Here is a 24,120-nt window from a genome sequence, read left to right on the forward strand (position 1 = left end):
AGATATGTTACCAAGAGCTTCAATGCTTTCCCTCTTGTTGGCGCTGCTGTCCTTTAATGCAGCAAGCACACCACTCACATGGCTAGATAGAACCTTCGTCGAAACTGCCTTTTATCACGTCGCACTTCAACACGAATATTCACAAGGCGACAAGCTCCTCGCTAAATGGAAACAACCTATTAAGATATGGATCGATCACCGAGTCGGCGACGAAGAGCTTCATCAAGAACTCACCGAATTACACGTCCAGCACCTATCGCAAGTCACCCAACATCCGATTAAAATCGTCACACGAGAATCGGATGCAAACGTTAAATGGATATACACAAGGCAGAGTCAGTGGATAGCTGAAGCCAAAACTGTACTCAAACTGAAATCGACACAGCATCTAAACAGCGCTATCTGCACTGCAGGTTATCGAACTAATTCCAAAGGGGAGATTGTATATGCAGGAATTGTGATCCCAGTAGATCAAGCGAGAGCAAGAGGAAAGCTGGTCGCATGTATTGTTGAAGAGATCACACAGGTACTTGGGTTACCCAATGACTCAGATAAAGCCTACCCTTCTATTTTCAATGATCACACGCCAGAAGACTTGTTATCCCCCTTAGATGTAGTGCTGCTAAAGCTACTGTATGAGCCTCAATTGAAAGTGGGAATGACAAAAGAACAGGCAAAACCAGTTGTGCGAAAAATACTGAAAAGATACAGCAAAACAGGTGTACTTCAGCAAGCTTCTAAAGCAGCACAGCAAGCGCCTTTGTATCAACTTATTGGGTATTGACGAAAATACGTTGGAAAGTAGCTTAGAAGGGAAGAATAGAACAACAGCGTTGCCCGAGGTAAGACAACGCTGGCTTACAATTTGACGAGAGAATTAGCGCTTAGCAGCCTGCTTCTTCAGCTCGAAGTCGAACTCATCCGGGAACAAGATAACACCTTCTTCCTGTTCGTTCGGGAACACAACAACTGCAAGCTCGTCGTCTTCTAGACCGTTAGTCCAACGGCTATGCCATTTGTTTAGTGAAATAGACTCAGCTTTACACTCAGACCAATCACCCGTCGCCCAAGACTCCGCAAACTCTTGATTTGGCCATACAGGAACACAGTCTTCATCTTCTGTGTTCAGCATTACACAACCGTGTTCATCGGTTAAGATCCATACTTCACGGTTCGCTACGATTTCTTTCACACAGTACTTCAGGCGTTGCTCACCCGTATACTTATTGATTTCAGCGATTTTTTTATCGTCTAGCTGTGTAGTCATCTCAATTTCCTACTTTAGTCAGTAACTATGTTCTTAAAGCTATTTTATGCCGAGTGTTTTTAACTTCAAACACTATCGATGAAGAAGAAAGCCTACTTCAAAGAAAAACGCCTGCTAAATTAGCAGGCGTTTATAATTAAGCGACTTGGTTAAACAAGCTCGCCTTGAAGCCAAGGCCAACCTTGCTTCTTACGGCTCAATGTATTTTCCATCATCAATACACCGTCTTTCTCGAATTTAACCAGCTTATCAGCCCACTCACCTTTGTATAGAAGACGAGTTTGAGCTGTAGTGATATCTGTCAGCATTACTGCCGCGAACGCTAGACCATCTTTCTCACAACGCGCTTCAAGATCAGCTTCTAGAGCTTCGATCATGCCGTCTACTTGCTCAAGAGTCGCAAGCTCAACTTGACCAACAACAACATCACGACCGTTGAATGGGTAGCCTTTAAGGTCTTTTTCTACTAACTGTGCAGCAGATAGGCCTTCGATGTTTGTCTTAGCGATTAGAAGCGCTTTGATAAATGCATCAACGTCTGTTACGCCAGCGATTTCAGCAAGCTCAGCAACCGCGTCTTTGTCTTTTTGAGTACATGTTGGAGAAGCAAAACCAACTGTGTCTGAAAGAATTGCAGACATCATCAGTTTAGCGATTTGTTGAGAGATAGCGTGACCTTCAATCTTAAACATGTTGAAAAGTACTGTATTTGTACAGCCAACAGGCCAGATCCAAGCTTCCATAGGGTTAACTGTCATCACGTCACCTAGACGGTGGTGATCGACAATGCCTACGATCTCAGCATCAGCTACATCGTCTGGTGCTTGTGCAAGATCTGAGTAGTCTACTAGCCAGATTTTCTCACCAGCAACAGAAGTACGAAGTTCTGGCTTTTCAGCACCAGCGACTTCTAGAATGTGTTGAGTTTCGCGGTTGATCTCGCCTTGGCGAATTGGTGTCGCTTCCTCGCCACGAGCTTTAAGAAGCTCAGTTGCAACTAACGCACTACAAATACTGTCACTATCAGGGTTTTTGTGACCAACAACTAAAATCATGTTTCTTCCTATTACACTAACAATTATGACTCTACCTTTAGAGTCTCTCTTTATTAGGCATACTTTACCTCATTTTTTTAGATTGGTCATGTTTCGTGGGTTTGGCCAATGGTAACAAAAGATAAAAAAACAACGAATGCAATTGATAATTATTATCATTCGTATATGATTATCTTAATACACAAATTTTGAGTGACACTTATGGATCGACTAATCTCTTTTTTGCCAAGCAGCAGCGCTGCGAAAACAACTCAGTTTTCACTGTCTTTTAAGCGCCTGCTTTTACCTATTTCACTTGCGGCGTTAGTTGCAGCTCCTGCTACGCGAGAATTGACGGTCACTACCTTGTCTGACGCCTTCTGGGCAGTGTCATGTTACGTTGCGCTAACCCTAGCGATTTACCACTGGTTAAGTCTATACATCAACAAAGATAACGTCTTCAATAAGCTCGTCCATCAATCTCGTTCAAACCAAGTTGTATTCGCCGCGCTAATGGGCGCATTGCCAGGCTGTGGGGGAGCGATTGTGGTCACCACACAATTTATTTCAGGCAAACTCGGATTTGGTGCGGTTGTGGCTGTACTCGTCTCAACCATGGGTGACGCGGCCTTCCTGTTAATTGCTAGCGAACCCAAAACAGGTTTAGCCATGATGGCGATGGGTGTAATCGTGGGTACCGCCTCAGGACGAATCATAAACTTGTTTCACGCAGACGACTTTTTACGCCCGAAACAGGCAGAGAGAAATGAAGCGGAAAACAGCTGTACCTCACAACCTCAAGGTCAAAGCCCTGTCTCTAAAAAAGCGATAAACCTTCAGGGTTACCTATGGTCTGTGCTTATTATTCCGGGAGCCGCTGTTGCCCTGCTTGGCTCTTTTCAAATCGATGTAAACCAGTTGCTGACACTGCCTGAGATGTCTATGGAATGGACGGGAACGATTTTACTGATCAGCTCGATGTTTTTGTGGGGGCTTACTCGTGAAATTGATGATTACAAATCGGCCGTAAGTGAAGATGAAAAATGTATAGGTTCTCACCCACTACAAAAAACAGCTCAAGATACAAACTTTGTCACTGCATGGGTGGTGGTGGCTTTTCTTTTCTTCGAGTTTGGCTCTGTGCTTGCAAATGTCGATTTTGCGACGCTATTCTCAAGCTGGGGGATGATGCTCCCCCTGGCGGGTGTGTTGATGGGCTTACTGCCGGGGTGTGGTCCACAATTGTTGGTCACTAGCCTTTACCTTTCAGGTGCACTGCCACTTTCAGCTCAGGTCGGTAACGCAATTTCAAATGATGGTGATGCTTTATTCCCTGCTATCGCAATGGCACCGAAAGCGGCTCTTGTGGCCACATTATATTCAGGCATACCCGCATTAATCTGTGCATACGGTTATTGGTTTATGTTCGAAATTTAACTCAAGCTGATTCAATTCCATAGGTCTCTATTAGGTCGATACTTTGTATCGGCCTTTTTGTTTCCGTCTGCCTAAGTCCTTACAACAGATTCTTTTTACACTCCCTTCCTGCTTCATAGTTCATTGTTCATTGTTCATAGTTCATAGTTCTACAGCCTATCTCAAACGGCACGTCGTTATAGCCGGTCTCAAAAACGCCCCCTGTTGGCGCTATGACAATGCTTAATTACAAATCCCGCACACAGGCTAGAAAAACAAAAAGCCCCTGTAAGAGTGCTTACAGGGGCTTTAATTCAAGCTTTAATCTTGGTTCTTAAGTACAAGACTTAAGAAACTTCGATTGGACCACCGAATGAAGTTACTGGAGGCAGTTTGCCTTGGAACTTCTCGAAGTTAACCAAACATGTGTTTGCTGACGTTGCTTGAGCAAGTTCAGACGTACCGATGTCTTGAGTTAGTGTGTTTGGATCGCCGTATGTATCTAGCGCCCCCACTTTCTCGTTGATCGGGCCATACCAAGCTCCTTCTTCGATACGAACAACACCAGGTGCGTAGCTATCCATTAGAACAGCACCTGCTAGTAGTTGACCACGGTCATTGAACACACGTACTACGTCGCCATCTTTGATGCCTTTCTTCTTAGCATCGATTGGGTTGATGTAGATTGGCTCACGGCCTTGTACCGCGTAAGTCGCACGCCACTCTTCAGATTCACACATCTGAGAGTGAAGACGCTTGTCTGGGTGACAAGATTGTAGCCAGTACGGGTGTTTGTCAGAGCCTGGACCACCGTGTGAACGTTCAGATTTCTCAAACCACATTGGGTGTTCTTGACAGTGCTCGTAACCCATGTTGCCAACAGTACGGCTTGTGATTTCGATGAAACCAGAAGGCGTACCTAGTGCGTTGATCTCTGGATCTTCACGGAATGAAGCGTGACGAGTCCATGGCTTACCTTTACCGAAGTCTAGGAAACCTTTCTCCCAGAACTCAGCAAACTCAGGCATTTCGAAACTGCCTTCGTTTGATGCACGACATTCGTCATACAGAGATTTAACCCACTGCATTTCGTCCATACCACGCGTATAATCGTCGTAACGACCCCAACGCTTAGTTAGGCTAGACATAATCTCGAAGTCAGTTTTAGACTGGAACAGAGGATCGACTAGTTTGTGCATCGCGATCAAACCACGACCAGAGTACGCGCCGTAACCATCAATATCGTTACGTTCCCACTGAGTACATGCAGGAAGCACGATATCAGAGTGACGACAAGTTGCAGTCCAAGCGAAATCAACAGCCACTACAGTTTGTAGGCTCTTGAATGCTTTACGCATCTTGTTGCGATCTTGGTGGTGGTGCCACGGGTTATTACCACTGAATACCATCATCTTGATATCCGGTAGTGTAACCGTTGAACCGTTCGCTTTGATCTTCTTACCTGGCTCTAGCAAGCTATCTACCCAACGAGCAACAGGGATTACACGGCTGTAACCGTTGTAATCAGTGTTAGTGTGCTTAGGCGATTGACCTTGGTCGATGTTCAACGGGAATGAACCCGGAGCAGCGAAGCCAGTTGAAGAAACACCGATACCAGAGTAATGGTGACCGTAAGAGATACCACCGCCAGGTAGACCGATTTGGCCAACCATTGCTGCGATAACGGCACACATCCAGTAAGGCTGCTCACCGTGTTGTTGACGTTGGATACTCCAACCGACAAGAATCTGCGTACGACCGTTAACCAGCATCTTAGCGAATTCACGGATAGAGTCCGCGCTTGCACCACAGATAGCCGAAGCCCACTCAGGTGTCTTCTCAACTTTATCTTTCGTTTCACCTTGAACGTACTTGATAAAGTCTTCAAAACCTAGACAGTAAGTTTCGATGAACTTCTTGTCGTATAGATCTTCGTTGTAAAGAACGTGAGCAACACCAAGCATGAACGCCACATCAGTTTGTGGGTTGATGTACATTTGCTCGTTTTCTAGGTAACGGCCTGTTTTGTTTTTAACAGGGTCAACAGAAACAACGTTGATCTCTTTCTTAGCAACTTTTTCTTTCAGCTGTTCTAAGTATGCGAATGACTCGTGAGTCTCACATGTCCAACCTACTTGCAGGTTTTTAACTGGATCGTTACCCCAAAGAACAATGTTGTCACTGTTTTCTAGGATAAGTTCCCAAGATGTACCTTGTGCGTAAACTTCAGTAGAACCTAGCACGTAAGGCATGATCGTTTGACCAGCACCTGTTGAGTAGTCACCGATTTTCTTCACAGAGTAACCGTGAAGTGCCATTGCACGTTGCATATGGTTAGTACAGCTGTGGAACTGACCCGTTTGTCTCCAACCAGTTTGACCTGTGTGAAGCGCCCATGGACCGTAATCTTTCTGTACGCGCTCTAGTTCGCGGTAAACAAGGTCTAGTGCCTCATCCCAAGTCACACGAATAAAACGGTTGTTACCACGCGTGTCTGCGCTGTATTTATGCTTCTTCAACCAATCTAGGCGAACCATTGGGTAACGCACACGTGATGGGCTGTAGATAATACCTTTAATACCTTTCAACATCTCAGTTGGGTGTTGATCGATTTCTAGAGGTTTAATCTCTTGTACTTTACCCGCATAAACGCGAGCTCGGAATGCACCCCAGTGAGAACCAGAGACTTTCCACGCGCCGTCTGTTTCTGCTGCAGACACTGATGCCGACGCCAATAAGCTTGGACCGATAACCGATGCCGCACTTGTAGTCGCGACACCTTTCAGAAAACTTCTTCTTGTAATTGCCATTGTGTTACTCCAATTGACGTCTTATTAGTGATGGCCTTCAGAAAAATCTGATGAGTGCTTCTGTAGATACTTAAGAACAAGTGCTTCTGTATCTGTATCGAAGTTAACGAATGCAATCATACCATCTAACATGCCTACCCAACCGTTAGCGCTGAAGTGAGCTTCATCTGGCTGTGAGTGACACGTTGAACAGTTAGATTGGTACGCTTGACCCGCTGCGTTCCAGATTGGATCGAAGTTATCAACCATAGACTCTTTCTTCATCCAAAGTGCTAGGTTAACTTCTTCCCATGGAAGGCCAGTAAGCTCATCTTCTTTCTTCTCACCAACAGTGATAACGTCACTTTGAGATACTTCTTTGGTCAAGATTGCAGTTGAGATATTCATACCGAAGTCTTCTTGGATTACACGTCCGAAGCCTTTCGCTTTACGCCAACCATCGATTTGAATCTTGATCATGTCGCCTTTTTCGTCGATAACCGCAACTTTACTTGCAGGGCTGAGTAGACCCGCTTCAACTGTTGCTGTTTCATCCGTGTACATTGGGAGGTGACGAATAGAGATCACGTCAGAACCATTTGCGTAAGATGTGCTGCTTGCTACATTTTCTAGCTCGCCAACAATACCACTTGCTGATGCCATATCCATTGGAAGGTTGTGAGCAATACCTTTGTGACAGTCAACACAGCTTTGATCACGTTCTGCTGCATTCTTCATCTGGATACGCGCTGTTGGGCGCATGTTCTCGAAGTCCATTGAATCGTAGTTGTGACAGTTTTTACACTCTAGAGATTTGTTCGAAGAGAAACGATCCCATTCGTGTTTAGCCAGTTCGATACGACGAGCTTCGAATTTCTCAGGTGTATCTAGGTCACCAAATACTTGAGCGAATACTTCTTTAGATGCTTGCATCTTACGAGCGATTTTTGCTGTCCATTCATGTGGAACGTGACAGTCAGGACAAGTAGCACGTACACCAGAAGTGTTTTTCCAGTGAACCGTTTCTTGTAGTTCTACGTACACGTTGTCACGCATGGTGTGACAACTTACACAGAACTCTTCTGTATTTGTGTGCTCTAGAGCTGTGTTAAAACCGCCCCAGAAAATAACACCGGCGATAAAGCCACCCATAGTTAGTACACCAAGACTGATGTGTACTGCAGGGCGAGTCATTGTGCGCCATAATTTAACTAAAAATGATTTCATGTTTAGCTCTCTTAAATATTGATTTTAAAAAATGTTGTTACTAGAGGGCATTACATGCCGCCGTGAGCACCAGGAGGTCCGAATACAAACACTTGCAGTGCCCAAACTAGGAAGCCGTAACCGCCTACAAAAGCCACACTTAATATTGGAAAGAGAACCACCGCGATGAAGAGGAAAGACTTCCACTCCAACGAGCGTTTTTCGCCAGTTTCAATTTTATTAACATCACTCATACATTTTGCCTATTTTGTATTTAGTAATTTCGAGTAACCCATTCTATGGGGCTAAAGTTCTTGAGTATCTAACAACAAATTTTAGACCATACACAAAGTAGGGTTCAATCAAATCCCCCGTTATAACCCTTGCTAATCAATACTTTTTTGAGGTCATCCAAACTTGTTTTCAGTTAAACAAAGTTATTAAAAAGTATTAACAAATGTGAAGAATTAAGTATATTTCACAAATGTTAAAAACCAACATATACGCAACCATATGACAACCAATTTTAACTTTTTACCTACTAAGTAGTAGCTAAAAAAGCCTCAAACAACCACTATTTTGTGTTTTGTTTGTTAAATGATTGATCATTTTTAGAATTGGTGACTTTACAGTTGAAATGCATCATTTGGCACTTTCAGATATGATGGAGACCACTTAAAAGGAATCATTATGCAAGACGTTATTGATATATCTTGGTGGCAGTTATTGTTCTTCAGCTCACTTCTCTTGCTACCCATTACCATCAACTACAAGTTAAAACTCGGCCTTGGCAAAGAGGCTTCTGTCAGCATAATCCGTATGGTTGTTCAGCTATTTCTAGTGGGACTTTACCTAGAATACTTGTTCACCTTAAATAGCTTATGGGTCAATTTACTGTGGCTATTTGCAATGATCATCGTTGGGGCAAGCTCAATTGTTGAAAAATCTAGGCTCTCCAAAAACCTACTTTTAGGTCCTATAGCCGTTAGCCTTGCTGTAACTTGTGTACCTATTGTCTTGTTTATCTGCTTTTTCATCATTAAACCGACACCTGTTTTTAACGCACAGTACCTTATCCCTATTGCAGGGATGCTGTTAGGTAATAGCTTAAGCAGTAATATCGTGGCATTGCAGAACTTGTTTGGGGCTTTTGAAACGCAGAAATCAGAGTACGAAGCGGCTATCGCTTTGGGCGCATCTCCTTCCTATGCAGCCGCGCCTTTTGTTCGTAATGCGATACAGAAGGCGATGTCACCAATTATGGCCTCTATGGCAACTACAGGCTTAGTCACGCTACCGGGAATGATGACAGGACAGATCTTAGGAGGTGCATCACCGATGATTGCGATTAAGTATCAGTTGATGATCATGTTAGCTATCTTCGTGATGATGAGCTGCTCTTTAGCACTTGCACTTCACCTCTCATTGAAGACATCTCTAACTAAAGAAGGCCGAGTTCTCGTGCAAATACAGCCTTCGAAATAGCCACCCCACTCCACTTAGATCTGGTTACTCACTGAATTTGAGACAGGTTATCCACAGAAATTGTGGATAACCAAATCAATATAGATCCTTTTTTGTCCATTCCCACCTAGGGAAAGATCATTACCTTTGATCTTTGGTCGTTTTCAAAGACATATACACACACGGTGAGCATCGCTATTGAGCGTTCACATGATAATTTAAGACATGAATAAGTAGGTTTTCCACAAATAAAAACGGCTTGCAATGCAGGCCGTCTTGTAAATGTCATAAGTCAGTTCAGTGTTTTCACTGAGTCCAAGTTACCCTGTTAACTCGTAAACTGGATTAACCGCGTAATCGGAATTAATCACGAAACCGCTTGGTGGATCACGCTACCTTTATTAGTCACGTAGGTAGATCAACCAGTACCACATACCAACAAAGATACCACCGCCAATGATGTTACCAATGGTAACGGGCAGCAAGTTGTTCATCAAAAAGTCCATCATGTTCAGATCAACATAGTCCGCAGGGTTAGCGCCTGTCATTGTCCAAAATTCTGCGGGAGCAAATGTTTTGATACCGATAGCTAAAGGGACTTGGAACATGTTGGCAATACAGTGCTCAAAACCGGCTGATACGAACATCGCAACAGGTAAAATCATAACTGCGATTTTGTCAGTCAGTGTACGTCCACTAAACGTCATCCATACCGCGATACAAACCAACACATTACACATGATGCCAAGCGCGATAGCTTGGATAAAATCATGGTGCATTTTGTGTTGGGAAATCGCCATGGCATTCAAACCCACTTGCCCATGATCGAACATGTACTGTTTAGTCAGAAGCATACAGGCCACCAGCAGCAATGCACCAATTAAGTTACCGACATAAACCGTGGTCCAGTTCTTAACTAATGTACGCCAGGTAATCTTGCCACTTGCGCGAGCAACAAGCGTCAACACCGAGCTGGTAAACAGTTCACCACCAGTAACAACAACAAGGATTAATCCTAAGCTAAAAGCTAGACCACCCAATAAGCGAGTAATACCCCACGGTAAATCACCAGCGCCGGTAGTCACGATTGTGTAGAACACAAACGCGATACCAATATGTATGCCAGCAGAAATCGCTAGGAGAAAAGATTTGATTGGATCTTTGGTTGCTTTACCTACGCCAATATCTGCAGCGCGCTCAGCCATTTGTGGCGGTAATAATGAGTCGAATTGGTTTAGATTCATGATGATTTACATTTTGAAACATGTCGTCGGGAGCGCGATAATCCTCTCTTTCATTTCTGAATTCAAGAGCTATTTTAAGCTCGAAATGCCTCTCACAATCCTGTTGAAAGAAATTAGTCCAAGTTATTCCAAATTCATACGACTTTAGTAGTAAAAATAAAACTCTGCTGAATGATTAGTTATCAGCATAGAAAGCAACACATTTATAAATATCAACAAGTTACGTTAAAACTCAAAGAATAACGTACACTATAATGACTCAATGGACAGTTTTGTTTCCAGATTTTGACATAGATCAACAGAACGTAAAAAAGCGCCCTTAGGCGCTTTTAACTCAATCACAAATAAAGAAATTAGTCTTACTAAACCGAAGGTTCAACCATTTCTTCTAATGATTGTTCGTTAGATGCATCCTCTAGGCTAGATTCAATACTAGGAAGAATCACATCAGAGCCACTTTCGCTGGCAACTTTACCACCTAAGCTTTTCAAACTATCCACTAACTCTTCTAGGCTCTTTATATGAGCATCACTCTTGGCAACCTGATCATCTAACAATTGGTTGTGCTTGGTCGCTTCAACCAATTTCTGTGTTTGTTTCTGATTCTCACTTTCTAACTTAGCGAGTCGCTCAGTCAAAGTTTTAATCTCTGACTTTAATGACGCCGTCATGTCTGAGCCTTTCAGCGCTTTAACACTCGCTACAATTTTTTGAGACTGAAGACGCAATACAACATCACGGTGATCTTCATCATTAACCACTCGTGAAATGCTCAATAACTGGTTCTCGGCATTTAAAACCGATTGTTCAAATTTGTCACCTTTAATACTTGCGAGCACTTTAACTTCATGAGCAACACTGCGCACGTGGTTTAATTCGAACTCTGCAGCGTGAACTGCGTCTTCAATGATCGACTTTTCACGGGGACTGGCTTTCACTTGGCTTTCTGCCAAAGCAATTTGAGATGCCGCTTTAGCAAACGTCAGTGGAACAACGTCGTCGAAATCTTCATCTTCCAAGAACTCCAACTCATCCTTCAAAGGTTCGATGTACTTCTTGTGGGCCACTTTAACTTCTAACAAACTCGCGTTATTAAGAAACTCTACCTGTGCTTCCTGAGCATCTTCAAGTTCGTCAACCAGCACATACTCAAACAGCTCGCTGTATTCTGAATACAAGCGCTTGTAGCTCGATGCAAACATAGTGTCGGCACCAAGAAACTTTAAGTAATCCATTTGCACTATCGAGTCGGCTAATACTCTGTCAGCCTTTTCCTTTAGCACTAAGATCGAGTCATAATTTGATCGAATCAACGCAATTTTTTCATCAAAGGCTTCAGCGTAAGTTAGTGTAGAAAAAATCGAGTAACTCTTGGTTAACCGTGTTTGATCTTTCACTAAGTCCGCATAAATGCTTTCAGCATCATCCCAAGCGTCTAGTAGTTCATTGTAATTCTCTGGAGCATAGAGAGACAATTGAGCGTGTTCTTCAAGCTTAGCCTCCCACTCGGAGTAAACACTTTGGACAGACTGAAATGAACGGACCTCTACTGTTGATTCATTGTCATTTGTGGTTTGGTTCGCGCCTGTCTGCTCTGAGGGTGTACTTTGACAACCTGAGATAGCAAATAGCATACTGATCGTTAATGCTACTTTGTTCACTCTCACTGATGCGTTTCCTTTTTATACAATATTAGCTGGATGCAATATATTTCTAGTAACACAATATATTACAACCACTTCCCAATAAACATCGTTCAGAATTTAAGTGGCTGCAAATCACGCAATCTAACTAAAATAAACCCACCATACGACGATTAATCATTCAATTTGGTATCACTTATCAATTCTATTTATTTGCTATTGCTTGAGCCGTGAATGCGCACTAAGGTGAAGGTAGAGAACGTTATGAATATATAGGTTAATTATGAAGTACAACGCTGAACATATTGCTGATTTAAACCTCCTTCTTCAATTTGATGTAAGTAGCGCCGCTACTGGAATTAAAGTTCATCAAGAGGCTGCTCAAGAAACTCAAGACGCTGTTAAGCGCCTATTCGAAAAGAATCTTTGCACTCAGCCAGACGGTGGTTACCTAACAGATGAAGGTATCCAGATGGCAGAGCGCGCAGACAAGTTACTTCGCGTACTGAACTAAAACTCCACGGTTCTAGTAAAAACTCCACTCGCTTCGGCCGTGGAGTTTTTTCATTTTTGGCCAAAGGTTTGTTAGGCTTATTGTAAATTCGTCATTTGCAGTTGTGAGGAACACATGGCTTCTATATTTATTGTTGGTGCAGGATGGGTCGGTGCACCTTTATCTGAACATTTAGAAAAACATGGTAACCAAGTTGTGGTCACGAAAACGACCCAAGCAGGTGCAGACGCTGTTGGGAACAAACGAGTTCCATGTGAAGTGTTTAGTTTTGACTCATCAAAGCCAGATGAGACAATCGGTGAACTCTATTCGTTGTTACTCGAAAACAACACTGAGATAGTGATTGGTAGCTTCCCTCCAGGCTTTAGAAAGGGAGCAGGACAAGAGTACGCCGACTACTGGCAGCAACTCACCAATGCGTGTCAAAAGGCCAACGTTAAGAAGCTCATCATGGTCAGTTCAACAACCGTATACCCAACTAAACCTGGCGTATTGAACGAACTGGATGCTTCACTCCCCCTTTCAACCTCAGGCAACGAGCTCGCGTCTTCATTCACCGATAGCGCGAGAGTGATGCTGCGAGCGGAACAATCAGTGATTGATTCAGGCATCGACTACACCATTCTTCGCTTCAGTGGATTAATTGGCCCGAACCGTCACCCATCGAGGTTTGCAAGTAAATTGAAGCAGGTTAGTACTCAAGCTCCTGCCAACATGCTTCACCTTAACGACGCGATTGGCGCAGTCGATTTCGCTATCAGTCAACTGCACAACGAAGTGGTCAACGTCACCACACCGAATACTGTGAGCAAAGCAGAGTTCTATGCCGCAGCACTAAAAAGTACCAATAGCAGCGAACCACTTCCCCCTCTTGTCGATACGCCAGACAAACTGATCTCTTCGAAAAAGATTCTCGACTTAGGTTACTCGTTTAAATTCGAATCCACACTGGACGCACTTCATGACTGAGCAATCTACAGCTAAGAGAAATCCCAATATAAAACTGCATCGCTCAGTCGACACCCTTTGGAACTTTATGTCTATGGGCCACAAGGTTACGCCTTCAGACTGTATTTTTGTATTGTGTAGCAACGATACTCGCGTCGCTGAATATGCAGCCGAGCTTTATCACCAAAAGATAGCGCCATACATCGTTTTTTCTGGTGGTATGGGACGTTTTACAGAAGGAAGCTTTGAGCGTTCAGAAGCAGAAACGTTCGCTTCTATCGCACGAGACTGTGGTGTGCCTGACTTAGACATTATCATTGAGAAGCACGCGACAAACACTGGGGAAAATGTACGGTTTACCTACGAGCTACTGGCTCAGCGAGGATTATCACCTAAACGGCTGACCCTAGTTCAGAAGCCCTTTATGGAGAAACGCACTTACGCCACGTTTGCTAAACAGTGGCCTGACGAAGTTACCGAGATTCAAGTCACTTCACAATGGCAAGACTGGATTGATTACTTTAACGAAGAGTTACCATTAGACATGGTGTTAGGTGCATTGATTGCTGATTATGAGCGAATCAAATCCTACCCCGCTCAGGGCTTTCAAATTGAGATGCCCATCCCTGACGACGTTGACCATGCCTATCAAGCATTAAAGAGGCTCGGTTTCGAATAAAGCAAAAGATCGACTAAGAATAAAATAGAAGCTCGGCTTGGAATAAAACAAAAGCTCGGCTCAATAAACAAAAACGGTGACACTAGGTCACCGTTTTCTAATTTGAACGCTATTGGTTTTAGCAATGCCGACTTGTAGGCTGCTTATTTACCTAACGCTTCTTTATAATGTAAACGGCAAGCCGAAACATATTGGTCATTGCCACCAATAGCGACTTGGTCACCTTCAGCAATTGCCACACCGTGCTCATCTGTACGAATTACCATATTGGCCTTACGGCCACAGTGGCAAATTGTTTTAAGTTCTACTAATTTGTCAGCCCAAGACAACAAGTAGCGGCTACCTTCAAACAGTTCACCCAAGAAGTCAGTGCGCAAACCGTAGCAAAGTACAGGGATGTGCAGCTTATCAACCACTTCTGTTAGTTGGTAAACCTGCTCTTTCGACAAAAACTGACACTCATCGATCAATACACAATGACGCTTTTCTTCTTCGTTGAGTTTTTGAATTGCCTCAAACATATTGGTGTCGTTTTTAAACAATTGAGCTTCAGATTGAAGACCAATTCGTGAACTCACTTTACCGATACCATAGCGATCATCTAATGCAGCCGTAAAGATCACTGGTGTCATACCACGTTCTTGGTAGTTGAATGAAGATTGAAGAAGCGTTGTTGATTTACCCGCGTTCATTGCCGAGTAATAAAAATACATCTGAGCCACAGAAATATTCCTGTTAATTAAAAGTTGAAGATAAAAAGGTGAAATTAGAGAATTTTTGCTAGAAAAAAGGGCTGAAAATCAGCCCTTTTTATAAGATTTACTTACGACGCCAAGTCGTACCTTCTGGACCATCTTCCAGAACAATACCTAGCTCGTTCAGCTTATCACGTGCAAGATCGGCATTTGCCCAATCCTTCGAAGCGCGAGAGTCATTACGTAGCTTAATTAGGCCTTCGATTTCAGCGACTTCGTCATCGTTACCTGCTGCATCACCTTGCAAGAAAGCTTCTGGATCTTGGTGAAGAATACCGATGATGTCTGCCAGTTCACGCATCAACGCACCTAGTGCACTTGCTTTTTCGATGCTTTCAGTCTTGATACGGTTGATTTCACGAGCCATTTCAAACAACACTGAATAAGCTTCAGGTGTGTTGAAATCATCGTTCATCGCTGTAGAGAAACGAGTCACATACTCTTCACCACCAGCAGGGGCTGCGGTAACGTCTAGACCACGAAGTGATGTATAGAGACGTTCAAGTGATGCACGAGCCTGATTTAGGTTATCTTCGCTGTAGTTTAGTTGGCTACGGTAGTGACCAGACATTAGGAAGTAACGAACTGTCTCTGCATCGTAATGCTGAAGTACGTCACGGATAGTGAAGAAGTTACCCAGTGACTTAGACATTTTTTCTCTGTCTACCATCACCATGCCACTGTGCATCCAAGTATTCACATACTGGGTGCCATGTGCGCAGCAAGATTGTGCGATTTCGTTCTCGTGGTGCGGGAACTGTAGATCCGAACCACCACCATGAATATCGAAGTGATTGCCAAGAATAGACGAGTTCATTGCTGAACATTCGATGTGCCAACCTGGACGACCTGGCCCCCATGGCGATTCCCACGTCGGCTCACCAGGCTTAGACATCTTCCAAAGAACAAAGTCTAACGGGCTACGTTTTGCAGAATCGATGTCAACACGGGCGCCAGCTTGAAGCTGCTCAAGATCTTGCTTAGAAAGCTTACCGTATTCGTCAAACTTCTTAACTTCGAACATCACGTCACCGTTGCTTGCAACGTAAGCAAAGCCACGTTGAATTAGCTTTTCTACTAACTCAATGATCTCTGTGATGAATTCAGTCGCACGAGGCTCGACATCTGGGCGTTTCATGTTCAATGCATCGAAGTCCGCGTGCATTTCACCGATCAGACGCTCAGTCAGAGAGTCACAAGACTCGCCGTTTTCATTAGCGCGCTTGATGATTTTGTCATCGATATCAGTGATATTACGAACGAAATTCAAATCGTAACCAAGGTAACGCAGGTAACGAGTTACCACGTCAAATGAAACGAACGTACGGCCATGACCAATATGACAGAGATCGTATATGGTTACCCCACAGACATACATACCGACTTTGCCAGCTGTAATTGGTTTGAATTCCTCTTTCTGTCTTGTGAGCGTGTTATATATCTTCAGCATGATCTCTATCTATTTTATGGATTAATCAAAAATAAGATCGCAGTATAACAAGTCATACCTTAATAGGTAATCCCCAAAAGCAGGAATTACCTCAAACATCCGAGTTAAGTTAATGATTTGGTGATTTGAAAGTCCGCCAACATGCGCTAGAATTCGAACTTCATATTAAAAAGACAGTAAGGTAACAATCATGATCATCCTTCACACAAATTTTGGTGACATCAAAGTTCAACTTAACGAAGAAAAAGCACCAGAAACAAGCGCAAACTTCCTACAGTATTGCCGTGACGGTTTTTACGACAACACGCTATTCCACCGTGTTATCGATGGTTTCATGGTTCAAGGCGGCGGCATGACTTCTGGCCTTAAAGAAAAAACAACTCGCGCGACTATCAAGAACGAAGCAAACAACGGCCTAGCGAACAAAGTGGGTACGCTAGCAATGGCTCGTACTATGGAACCGCATTCAGCGAGCTCTCAGTTCTTCATCAACGTTAACGACAACTCTTTCCTAAACTTCCGTAGCGAAAGCCTAGACGGTTGGGGCTACTGTGTATTCGCAGAAGTTGTTGAAGGCATGGACATCGTAAACAAGATCAAAGGTGTTAGCACTGGTTCTATGGGTATGCACCAAGACGTACCTCTAGAAGAAGTGATCATCACTGGTACTACAATCGAAGCTTAATCACTTGCTTTCGGTTAGTATTAATAATTGATGAGCCGATAAAATCAGGATATAGGGAGCGAATCGCTCCCTTTTTTTAGACCTATGAAAACATATTTTATATCAGATCTACACCTTGCTCCGTCGCGACAAGACATCACAGACTGCTTCTTAACCTTCATGAAGAACGAGGCCGTAGAAGCGGATGCACTCTACGTGTTGGGTGATCTTTTCGAATTCTGGATTGGTGACGACGATACAAGCGAGTTCGCGAATTCAATTCGCCAAACGTTTATAGACTTAGTTAACACTGGCGTACCTTGTTATTTCACACAAGGCAATCGGGACTTTTTAGTTGGCAAAAAATTTGCGAAACAAACAGGTGTACAGCTTCTAGATGAAGTTTCTACTATCGATATCTACGGACAAAAAGCAGTGGTATTGCATGGTGATACTCTGTGTACCGAAGATATAAAGTACCTCGCCTTTCGTGAAAAAGTTCATCAGCCCTGGTTACAATGGGTCTTTAATAGAATTCCATTTTTTATCAAAAAGAAAATTGTCTCCAAGGTTCAGTCTGATATCAAAGATGATAAGCAGACAAAGTCACTCGACATCATGGATGTAACACAGCAAGAAGTCGAAAATGTGATGAAACAACACAACGTCGATTTGATGATCCACGGTCATACTCACCGTCCAGACATACACTCCTTCAGTGCTAACAATTGCACTAAAACCCGTATCGTACTGGGTGATTGGTATACCCAAGGATCAGTTCTGGTGTTCACTCCGCAAAGTTTTGAACTACAGAATCGCGAGTTTAGCAATCGCTTTTAGCATCACGCTTAAACTTTCACTTTTATTATTATCATCGGTCAGATTTTCTTCACTTGTATATGGTAATTTCTCCTGAATTAGCTATTATTTGTCTATCAAAAATAAACCGAACACAGTACCAAGTTGAAATATTCATACGTAGCGCGTCAACCAATACTCGATGCAGACAAGAAGACCATAGGTTACGAGTTGCTATTTAGGGATGGTCCTAAGAACACTTTCCCTGAAGTAGAGCCGGAGCTCGCTACTAGCCGTTTGCTTTCCGACCACTTCTTATCTACCCACTATAATACATTGGGCGATAAGCTTGGATTCGTTAATTTTCCATATGCAAGCTTGGTTAACCTAGTCCCGACTCTATTTCCGAAAGAGAGCTTAGTTGTCGAGGTACTGGAAGACTGTGAGCCAACAGACGAACTGCTAGAAGCCATCATCACAATTTATGATGCAGGTTACACGATCGCGTTAGATGACTTTGTGCCTAGCAAAGCATGGAAACGCTTCTTACCTTACGTATCAATTATCAAATTCGACATACGTTTGATCTCAATCGCTAAAGCTGCGATGTTCATGAACACTCTGAAAGACTTGAATATCGAGTTTCTAGCGGAGAAAGTAGAAACTCACGAAGAATACCAAGAAGCAATCCAAGCCGGGTTTAACTACTTTCAAGGCTACTTTTTCAGTAAGCCGGAGATGATCCAAACTCGCGCATTAAACCCTGCTTTTTTAACCATTGTTCAACTGTTGAAAGAGATTGCCAACGATCCTATCAACTTTGCCGAAGTAGAGCGTTTGATTACCCTTGATATGACTATGTCGTATAAGCTGCTCTCTTACGTAAACTCCGCTGGTGGCTCATCAACACCGATTCGTTCATTCCACCAAGCGCTTGTTTATCTTGGTGAACAAAAACTACGTAAGCTAGTGTCACTGGTTGCTATCGCATCCGCGAAAGAAGATAAACCAGACTCACTTTATGGTTTAGCCGTGATACGCGCGCGCCAATGTGAACTGTTGGTCGAGAAAATGAACGTTAAGGTTGAGCCCGGGCAAGCCTTTTTAACTGGCATGTTCTCGCTGCTCGACTCCCTATTCGATCTGCCGTTAGTAAAAGTACTGGACTCGGTGCCGATCGATGATGAGATTAAACAAGCCTTGATTCAACGTAAAGGCGTATTAGGTGCCATTTTGGCGATGGTCATAGCTTATGAACAAGCTCGCTGGGATGAAGCAACGCGCATTCGTAAACTGCTCAAACTCAACGAAGCAGAGCTAGGTCAAGCTTATGACGAAGCAACTTCTTGGGCCCAAGACCTGCTGTCTCCTACTTTGAAATAGTTCACGTCACACAGCAACTTCAATCGAAACTCAGCTTTGGTGAGCAGTCGTTTCTCGATAAACTCCAACACATTCATTTATGGCCTCTTACAGAGGCCATTTTTACAGGATTTGACCATGTCTTTATGCCCATGCGGTAGCAAAAATTCTTACCAACAGTGCTGTGAATCAGCGCACCTTCACCACAGTGCTGTTGAAACGCCTGAACAGTTGATGCGCTCTCGTTATTCAGCGCACGTGTTGGGTTTGGTTGACTATGTTGTTGCGACTTACCACCCTAGCTGCAACGCAGAAGCGCAAAGAGAAGGTATTGCCGAATCTATCAACAGTGATTGGGCAGGACTAGAAGTCATCGATACTACGGTAGGCTCGCACCAAGACGAAGGCTTTGTTGAGTTTAAAGCTTACTTCAATGAAGAAGGCGCACAATACTGCATGCAAGAACGCTCTCGCTTTATACGTGAAGACGGCCTTTGGTACTACATTGATGGTACCTTCCCAGAGCAGGAACAAACTACACAACCAGAAATTGACCCACGCTTAAATCAAACCGTTGAGAGCTTTAAAATCGGCCGTAATGATCCGTGTATTTGTGGCAGTGGTAAGAAATACAAGAAGTGCTGCGGGTAACTCGTTCGACCAAAAAAGTCAGATTAAGAGAAGAGATTCCTGATGTCGTTTAGGCTCCTCGGAATGACGCAAAGTCAGAGGTTAGAAAAGTGACGTAGGGCTTAGAAATCTTGAAATCTTGAAATCTTGAAATCTTGAAATCTTGAAATCTTGAAATCTTGAAAATTAAAAAACTAAAAAGCCCCGTAAACATGTTTGTTTGCGGGGCTTTTGCCTGTCTTTTACGCGGTTCTATTAATCTAAAGAGGGCTTATTTATGGCGCTCTTTTAATTTGTTCACCACATCGTTCATCGATAAGCCTTGGTCTTGAAGAAGAACCATTAGGTGGTAAATCAAATCTGCTGATTCACACACTAATTCCGCCTTATCGCCCGACGTCGCCGCAAGCGCGACTTCAACGCCTTCTTCGCCCACTTTTTGCGAAATACGCTTGGTGCCACGGGCATATAAACTGGCAGTATAAGAAGACTCAGGGTCTGCGTCCTTGCGGGCAGCCAGTAGCTGCTCAAGCTGATGAAGCCACACCATCTGAGACTCTTCTTGCTTGTCTCCATCCCAACACGTTGTTGTACCTGTGTGGCACGTTGGGCCAATGGGATTAACCTTAACCAGCAAGGTGTCGTTGTCACAATCCAATGACATGTTTTGCAGTTGCAATACGTTACCCGACGTTTCACCTTTGGTCCAAAGGCGCTCTTTAGTGCGAGAGAAAAACGTCACTTGGCCAGTTTCACCTGTTTTCTCGAGCGCTGCTGGGTTCATGTATCCCATCATCAGCACTTGGCTCGATTGGTAATCTTGAACAATCGCTGGCACTAAGCCATCGACTTTTTCCCAATCAATACGCTCTGACAATGCGCCTACTTCTGTTTTTGATAAGCTTACGGGTTCAAAACTCATAGTCGCACCTCTACATCTTGTTGTTTTAAATACTGTTTAAGTTCACCAATATTGATGACTTGTTTGTGGAATACCGAAGCCGCAAGTGCTCCATCCACGTTGGTCTTTTTATAAGCTTCAGCAAAGTGTTCCATTGCACCTGCGCCACCTGATGCAATCAGGGGTACATTACACACCGAACGTACCATATTTAACTGGTCGATATCATAGCCGTTGCGAACGCCATCTTGGTTCATCATGTTTAACACGATCTCACCGGCGCCACGCTTCTGTACTTCCTGCACCCAATCTTTGGTTTCCCACTTGGTTGCTTTGGTACGCGCTTCATCGCCTGTGAATTGGTAAACCTGATATTTACCCGTCTCTTTATCGAAGTATGAATCGATACCGACAACGATACACTGTACGCCGAACTTATCAGCTAGGTCAGTGATTAGCTGTGGGTTAGCCAATGCAGGCGAGTTGATGGATACTTTATCTGCACCAAACTCAAGAATGCGTGCTGCATCTTCCGCAGACTTAATACCACCAGCCACACAGAAAGGAATATCAATCACTTCTGCTACACGTTTCACCCAGCTCTTGTCGACTACACGCCCATCGCTTGATGCAGTGATATCGTAAAATACTAATTCATCAGCGCCCTCTTCCGCATAACGTTGCGCTAACGGAACGATGTCACCAATAATTTCGTGGTTACGGAACTGAACGCCCTTAACCACCTGTCCATCACGGACATCCAAACAAGGGATTATTCGCTTTGCCAACATGCAAATGCCTCCTCTGCGGTAAACTTGCCGTCAAGTAACGCACGACCAACAATCACACCAGCAACACCGCTGCCTTTAAGCGCTTCGATATCAGCTAAGCTGCCAATGCCGCCCGATGATTGGAATTGTACTTGTGGGTACTGCTTACAAAGATCAACATAGAGCTCTACGTTTGATCCTTCTAGCGTGCCATCACGTGAAATATCAGTACACAGAACGTGTTTAAGGCCAACCGTGAGGTAATCTTCAATTAGCGCTTCAATGGTCACGCCTGAATCTTCTTGCCAACCTGAAATCGCGACTTTACGTGTGCCGCTTTCGTCAATATTGATGTCCAGAGCCAGCACGATTTTTTCCGCACCGTACTTCTCCATCCAACCTTTAACCAACTCAGGTTGCTTAACTGCCGTAGAACCAACCACAACGCGCTGTGCGCCAGCTTCTAGTAGATCAACGACATCTTGTTCGTTACGCACGCCACCACCAATCTGGATGTTCGCAGGCGTGCTAGCAAGGAGCTTAGCAATCAAGTCTAACTGACGAGCCGTTGTGTCTTTTGCGCCCGTTAAGTCAACAAGGTGCAGCCAGCCAGCGCCAGCTTGGTGATACAGATTAAACTGCTCTGCTGGGTCTACTTTGTATTCTGTTACTTGCCCGTAGTCCCCTTGGAATAAGCGAACTACTTGGCCTTCAATTAAATCTAACGCGGGAATAATCATTTACATTCCTTATAGGGCAACGTTAGCCGCTGCCAAATCCTTATTACAATTCCAAGAAGTTCTGAATCAGCTTAGAGCCAGCTTTTGACGAACGTTCTGGGTGGAACTGAACACCATAATAGTTGCCACTTTGCACTGCGGCAGTAAACGGATTGCCGTAATCACATTGTGCGATTGTGTAGTCACCCACTGGCATTGCGAAGCTGTGTACAAAGTAGAAGTACTCGCCCTCTTCAATATCTTTGAATAGAGGGTGGTTAGGTGTCGCGGTTACTGTGTTCCAACCCATGTGTGGTAATGGCAAATCACCCGTTTCAAGTAAACGAACTTCGCCATCACACAATCCTAGGCATTCAACTAACTCGTCAGCTTTTTGGCCTTTCTCTTGAGACAATTTGCCTAACAACTGCATACCTAAACAAATACCTAGCAAAGGCTTCTCTACTTGCTTCACAAGAGAAACAAGGTCGCGCTCTTGCAAGTTCTTCATTGCCTCACTTGCTGTACCTACACCCGGTAGGAACAGCTTGTCCGCAGCAAGAACAACTTCTGGTTCTTTTGAAATTTCAACTGCGTAGCCTAGACGTTCAATCGCAAACTTCACCGAGGAAACATTGGCACAACCAGTATCAATAATAACGACTTTTTGATCTTTCATTGTTTTTCCTTGCTAACGTTAGCCTTACAGAACGCCTTTGCTGCTTGGTAACTCGTTACCTTCAACTTTGATTGCTTGGCGAAGAGTACGGCCAAACGCTTTGAATAGGCTCTCAATGATGTGGTGATCATTATTACCGTCAGAAGAAAGGTGTAGCGTACAAGCCAATGTATCGGTTAGAGAACGGAAGAAGTGAACCACCATCTCTGTTGAAAGGTCACCCACTTGCTCGCGGCTGAATTTAGCATCGAACTTCAGGTATGGACGGCCAGAAAGGTCTAGCGCACACTGAGCCAAACACTCATCCATTGGTAGGCTGAAACCAAAGCGGCCAATACCACGTTTGTCGCCTAATGCATCTTTAAGCGCTTGGCCTAAAGCGAGAGCGGTGTCTTCGATTGTGTGGTGATCATCAATGTGTAGGTCGCCCTTCACAGTCAGGTTCATTTGGAAACCGCCGTGTGTCGCGATTTGATCAAGCATGTGATCGAAGAAACCCATGCCAGTATCGATCTTGTTACCACCGGTTTCATCAAGGTTTACGGCTACCTTAATGTCCGTTTCTTTCGTTGTACGAACCACTTCAGCAACACGAGTATTAACCGTTAAATCTTTAACGATCTGTGGCCAGTTGAGTGTGCCTTCCGTTTCTGCATCCGGGCCATATTGAATGCCGCGGATTGCCATGTTTTCTGCAAGTTGAAGATCCGTCATTCGATCGCCAATGACAACAGAATGTTGGAAGTCGACTTTGCCGCCTTGTAGGTATTCTTTAACCATACCCAGTTTAGGCTTACGGCAAGAACAGTTGTCTTCGTCAAAGTGAGGGCAAATAAGCACATCGTCAAACTTAACGCCTTGAGACTCAAAGAACTCCATCATCATATTGTGCGGAGCATCGAACTCTTCTTGTGGGTAGCTATCTGTGCCTAGACCATCTTGGTTAGTCACCATCACTAAACAGTAACCCGCATCTTGCAATGCCAGTAGGCTAGGGATCACTAGCGGTTCGAATTTTAGTTTGTCTAAACGGTCTACTTGAAAGTCAACTGGCGGCTCAACAATTAAGGTGCCGTCACGGTCTATAAAAAGTATTTTCTGTTGTTTACTCACTTGAACTTCCTTTTAATTTTAAATCTGCTGGCCTAGCTAAAATCAACGCTAACCCAAAATATTGGTTTCACTTGC

Annotated in this window: 24 protein-coding genes; 10 read left to right on the forward strand and 14 right to left on the reverse strand. The window is 43.8% G+C overall.

Features of this window, described 5'->3' with window-relative positions; translation table 11 throughout:
• Positions 1 to 4 precede the first annotated feature (4 nt).
• The gene (locus tag AB4589_RS12460) at positions 5 to 784 is read left to right on the forward strand and encodes a DUF2927 domain-containing protein (protein ID WP_017098171.1); all 780 of its coding nucleotides are present in this window, start codon (positions 5 to 7) and stop codon (positions 782 to 784) included.
• 93 nt (positions 785 to 877) lie between these two features.
• Here the strand turns inward: AB4589_RS12460 and AB4589_RS12465 are convergent, their stop codons facing one another.
• Together AB4589_RS12465 and AB4589_RS12470 are read right to left on the reverse strand one after the other, a co-directional pair.
• Positions 878 to 1,267: a DUF2750 domain-containing protein gene (locus AB4589_RS12465; protein ID WP_004734596.1), complete on the reverse strand. Its 390-nt coding sequence runs from the start codon at positions 1,265 to 1,267 to the stop codon at positions 878 to 880.
• Positions 1,268 to 1,416: 149 nt separating this feature from the next.
• On the reverse strand, positions 1,417 to 2,322 hold the full coding sequence (locus AB4589_RS12470) for a manganese-dependent inorganic pyrophosphatase (protein WP_009848785.1): 906 nt from the start codon (positions 2,320 to 2,322) through the stop codon (positions 1,417 to 1,419).
• Positions 2,323 to 2,523: 201 nt separating this feature from the next.
• On the opposite strand from AB4589_RS12470, the gene AB4589_RS12475 reads away from it, so the two are divergent.
• The gene (locus AB4589_RS12475; protein WP_372100679.1) at positions 2,524 to 3,738 is read left to right on the forward strand and encodes a putative manganese transporter; all 1,215 of its coding nucleotides are present in this window, start codon (positions 2,524 to 2,526) and stop codon (positions 3,736 to 3,738) included.
• Positions 3,739 to 4,064: 326 nt separating this feature from the next.
• Here the strand turns inward: AB4589_RS12475 and torA are convergent, their stop codons facing one another.
• From torA to torE, 3 genes are read right to left on the reverse strand one after another with little or no spacing between them, the layout of a single operon-like run.
• Entirely contained in the window at positions 4,065 to 6,527 is a 2,463-nt protein-coding gene (torA, locus tag AB4589_RS12480) for a trimethylamine-N-oxide reductase TorA (protein ID WP_017100089.1), read from the reverse strand.
• Positions 6,528 to 6,551: 24 nt separating this feature from the next.
• Positions 6,552 to 7,733, reverse strand: a complete 1,182-nt coding sequence (gene torC / locus AB4589_RS12485) for a pentaheme c-type cytochrome TorC (RefSeq protein ID WP_009848788.1) — start codon at positions 7,731 to 7,733, stop codon at positions 6,552 to 6,554.
• 50 nt (positions 7,734 to 7,783) lie between these two features.
• Positions 7,784 to 7,966 carry a trimethylamine N-oxide reductase system protein TorE gene (gene torE, locus AB4589_RS12490; RefSeq protein WP_008222628.1) on the reverse strand — a complete coding sequence of 61 codons (183 nt, stop codon included), beginning with the start codon at positions 7,964 to 7,966 and terminating at the stop codon, positions 7,784 to 7,786.
• A gap of 436 nt (positions 7,967 to 8,402) precedes the next feature.
• Here torE and AB4589_RS12495 point away from each other — a divergent pair, with 436 nt between their 5' ends.
• A complete protein-coding gene (locus AB4589_RS12495) occupies positions 8,403 to 9,197 on the forward strand; it encodes an ABC transporter permease (RefSeq protein WP_012604364.1) in 795 nt (264 codons plus the stop codon).
• A 380-nt stretch (positions 9,198 to 9,577) separates the two neighbouring features.
• Here AB4589_RS12495 and focA read toward each other — a convergent pair whose 3' ends face one another.
• Positions 9,578 to 10,420 carry a formate transporter FocA gene (gene focA / locus AB4589_RS12500; RefSeq protein ID WP_009848790.1) on the reverse strand — a complete coding sequence of 281 codons (843 nt, stop codon included), beginning with the start codon at positions 10,418 to 10,420 and terminating at the stop codon, positions 9,578 to 9,580.
• A gap of 362 nt (positions 10,421 to 10,782) precedes the next feature.
• Positions 10,783 to 12,087, reverse strand: coding sequence for an ATPase (locus AB4589_RS12505; RefSeq protein ID WP_371709140.1), 1,305 nt, complete (start codon positions 12,085 to 12,087; stop codon positions 10,783 to 10,785).
• 259 nt (positions 12,088 to 12,346) lie between these two features.
• Here AB4589_RS12505 and AB4589_RS12510 point away from each other — a divergent pair, with 259 nt between their 5' ends.
• The 3 genes from AB4589_RS12510 to AB4589_RS12520 all read left to right on the forward strand — a co-directional run bounded on the left by AB4589_RS12510 (position 12,347) and on the right by AB4589_RS12520 (position 14,204).
• A complete protein-coding gene (locus AB4589_RS12510) occupies positions 12,347 to 12,577 on the forward strand; it encodes a TIGR02647 family protein (protein ID WP_009848792.1) in 231 nt (76 codons plus the stop codon).
• 114 nt (positions 12,578 to 12,691) lie between these two features.
• Positions 12,692 to 13,546, forward strand: a complete 855-nt coding sequence (locus AB4589_RS12515) for an NAD(P)H-binding protein (protein ID WP_372100682.1) — start codon at positions 12,692 to 12,694, stop codon at positions 13,544 to 13,546.
• The gene (locus AB4589_RS12520) at positions 13,539 to 14,204 is read left to right on the forward strand and encodes a YdcF family protein (protein ID WP_371709138.1); all 666 of its coding nucleotides are present in this window, start codon (positions 13,539 to 13,541) and stop codon (positions 14,202 to 14,204) included. The genes AB4589_RS12515 and AB4589_RS12520 overlap by 8 nt, the downstream gene beginning before the upstream one ends.
• A gap of 143 nt (positions 14,205 to 14,347) precedes the next feature.
• On the opposite strand, the gene AB4589_RS12525 is transcribed toward AB4589_RS12520, so the two are convergent.
• On the reverse strand, positions 14,348 to 14,926 hold the full coding sequence (locus AB4589_RS12525) for a thymidine kinase (RefSeq protein WP_009848795.1): 579 nt from the start codon (positions 14,924 to 14,926) through the stop codon (positions 14,348 to 14,350).
• Between the two features lie 97 nt (positions 14,927 to 15,023).
• Entirely contained in the window at positions 15,024 to 16,409 is a 1,386-nt protein-coding gene (cysS, locus tag AB4589_RS12530) for a cysteine--tRNA ligase (RefSeq protein WP_009848796.1), read from the reverse strand.
• 190 nt (positions 16,410 to 16,599) lie between these two features.
• Here cysS and AB4589_RS12535 point away from each other — a divergent pair, with 190 nt between their 5' ends.
• The 4 genes from AB4589_RS12535 (at position 16,600) to AB4589_RS12550 (ending at position 19,884) form a co-directional block, all read left to right on the forward strand.
• The gene (locus AB4589_RS12535; RefSeq protein WP_004734582.1) at positions 16,600 to 17,094 is read left to right on the forward strand and encodes a peptidylprolyl isomerase; all 495 of its coding nucleotides are present in this window, start codon (positions 16,600 to 16,602) and stop codon (positions 17,092 to 17,094) included.
• Between the two features lie 84 nt (positions 17,095 to 17,178).
• The gene (gene lpxH / locus AB4589_RS12540; RefSeq protein WP_017098163.1) at positions 17,179 to 17,913 is read left to right on the forward strand and encodes a UDP-2,3-diacylglucosamine diphosphatase; all 735 of its coding nucleotides are present in this window, start codon (positions 17,179 to 17,181) and stop codon (positions 17,911 to 17,913) included.
• A 123-nt stretch (positions 17,914 to 18,036) separates the two neighbouring features.
• On the forward strand, positions 18,037 to 19,254 hold the full coding sequence (locus tag AB4589_RS12545) for an EAL and HDOD domain-containing protein (RefSeq protein WP_017098162.1): 1,218 nt from the start codon (positions 18,037 to 18,039) through the stop codon (positions 19,252 to 19,254).
• Between the two features lie 117 nt (positions 19,255 to 19,371).
• Positions 19,372 to 19,884 (forward strand): YchJ family protein, encoded by a 513-nt coding sequence (locus AB4589_RS12550; protein ID WP_371727305.1) that lies wholly within the window; start codon positions 19,372 to 19,374, stop codon positions 19,882 to 19,884.
• 250 nt (positions 19,885 to 20,134) lie between these two features.
• On the opposite strand, the gene hisIE is transcribed toward AB4589_RS12550, so the two are convergent.
• The 5 genes from hisIE to hisB are packed head-to-tail and all read right to left on the reverse strand — an operon-like array spanning position 20,135 to position 24,045.
• Positions 20,135 to 20,785: a bifunctional phosphoribosyl-AMP cyclohydrolase/phosphoribosyl-ATP diphosphatase HisIE gene (hisIE, locus tag AB4589_RS12555; RefSeq protein WP_017094419.1), complete on the reverse strand. Its 651-nt coding sequence runs from the start codon at positions 20,783 to 20,785 to the stop codon at positions 20,135 to 20,137.
• Positions 20,782 to 21,555: an imidazole glycerol phosphate synthase subunit HisF gene (gene hisF / locus AB4589_RS12560; protein WP_004734577.1), complete on the reverse strand. Its 774-nt coding sequence runs from the start codon at positions 21,553 to 21,555 to the stop codon at positions 20,782 to 20,784. The genes hisIE and hisF overlap by 4 nt, the downstream gene beginning before the upstream one ends.
• Positions 21,537 to 22,274 carry a 1-(5-phosphoribosyl)-5-[(5-phosphoribosylamino)methylideneamino]imidazole-4-carboxamide isomerase gene (hisA, locus tag AB4589_RS12565; RefSeq protein ID WP_012604374.1) on the reverse strand — a complete coding sequence of 246 codons (738 nt, stop codon included), beginning with the start codon at positions 22,272 to 22,274 and terminating at the stop codon, positions 21,537 to 21,539. Before hisA ends, hisF begins: the two co-directional genes overlap by 19 nt.
• A gap of 43 nt (positions 22,275 to 22,317) precedes the next feature.
• Complete coding sequence (gene hisH, locus AB4589_RS12570) at positions 22,318 to 22,932, reverse strand: imidazole glycerol phosphate synthase subunit HisH (protein WP_008223538.1); 615 nt, start codon at positions 22,930 to 22,932, stop codon at positions 22,318 to 22,320.
• 24 nt (positions 22,933 to 22,956) lie between these two features.
• Positions 22,957 to 24,045, reverse strand: coding sequence for a bifunctional histidinol-phosphatase/imidazoleglycerol-phosphate dehydratase HisB (gene hisB, locus AB4589_RS12575; protein ID WP_372100685.1), 1,089 nt, complete (start codon positions 24,043 to 24,045; stop codon positions 22,957 to 22,959).
• Positions 24,046 to 24,120 lie beyond the last annotated feature (75 nt).

The sequence above is a fragment of the Vibrio sp. 10N.222.49.A3 genome, assembly GCF_041475145.1.
Taxonomy (GTDB): domain Bacteria; phylum Pseudomonadota; class Gammaproteobacteria; order Enterobacterales; family Vibrionaceae; genus Vibrio; species Vibrio tasmaniensis_A.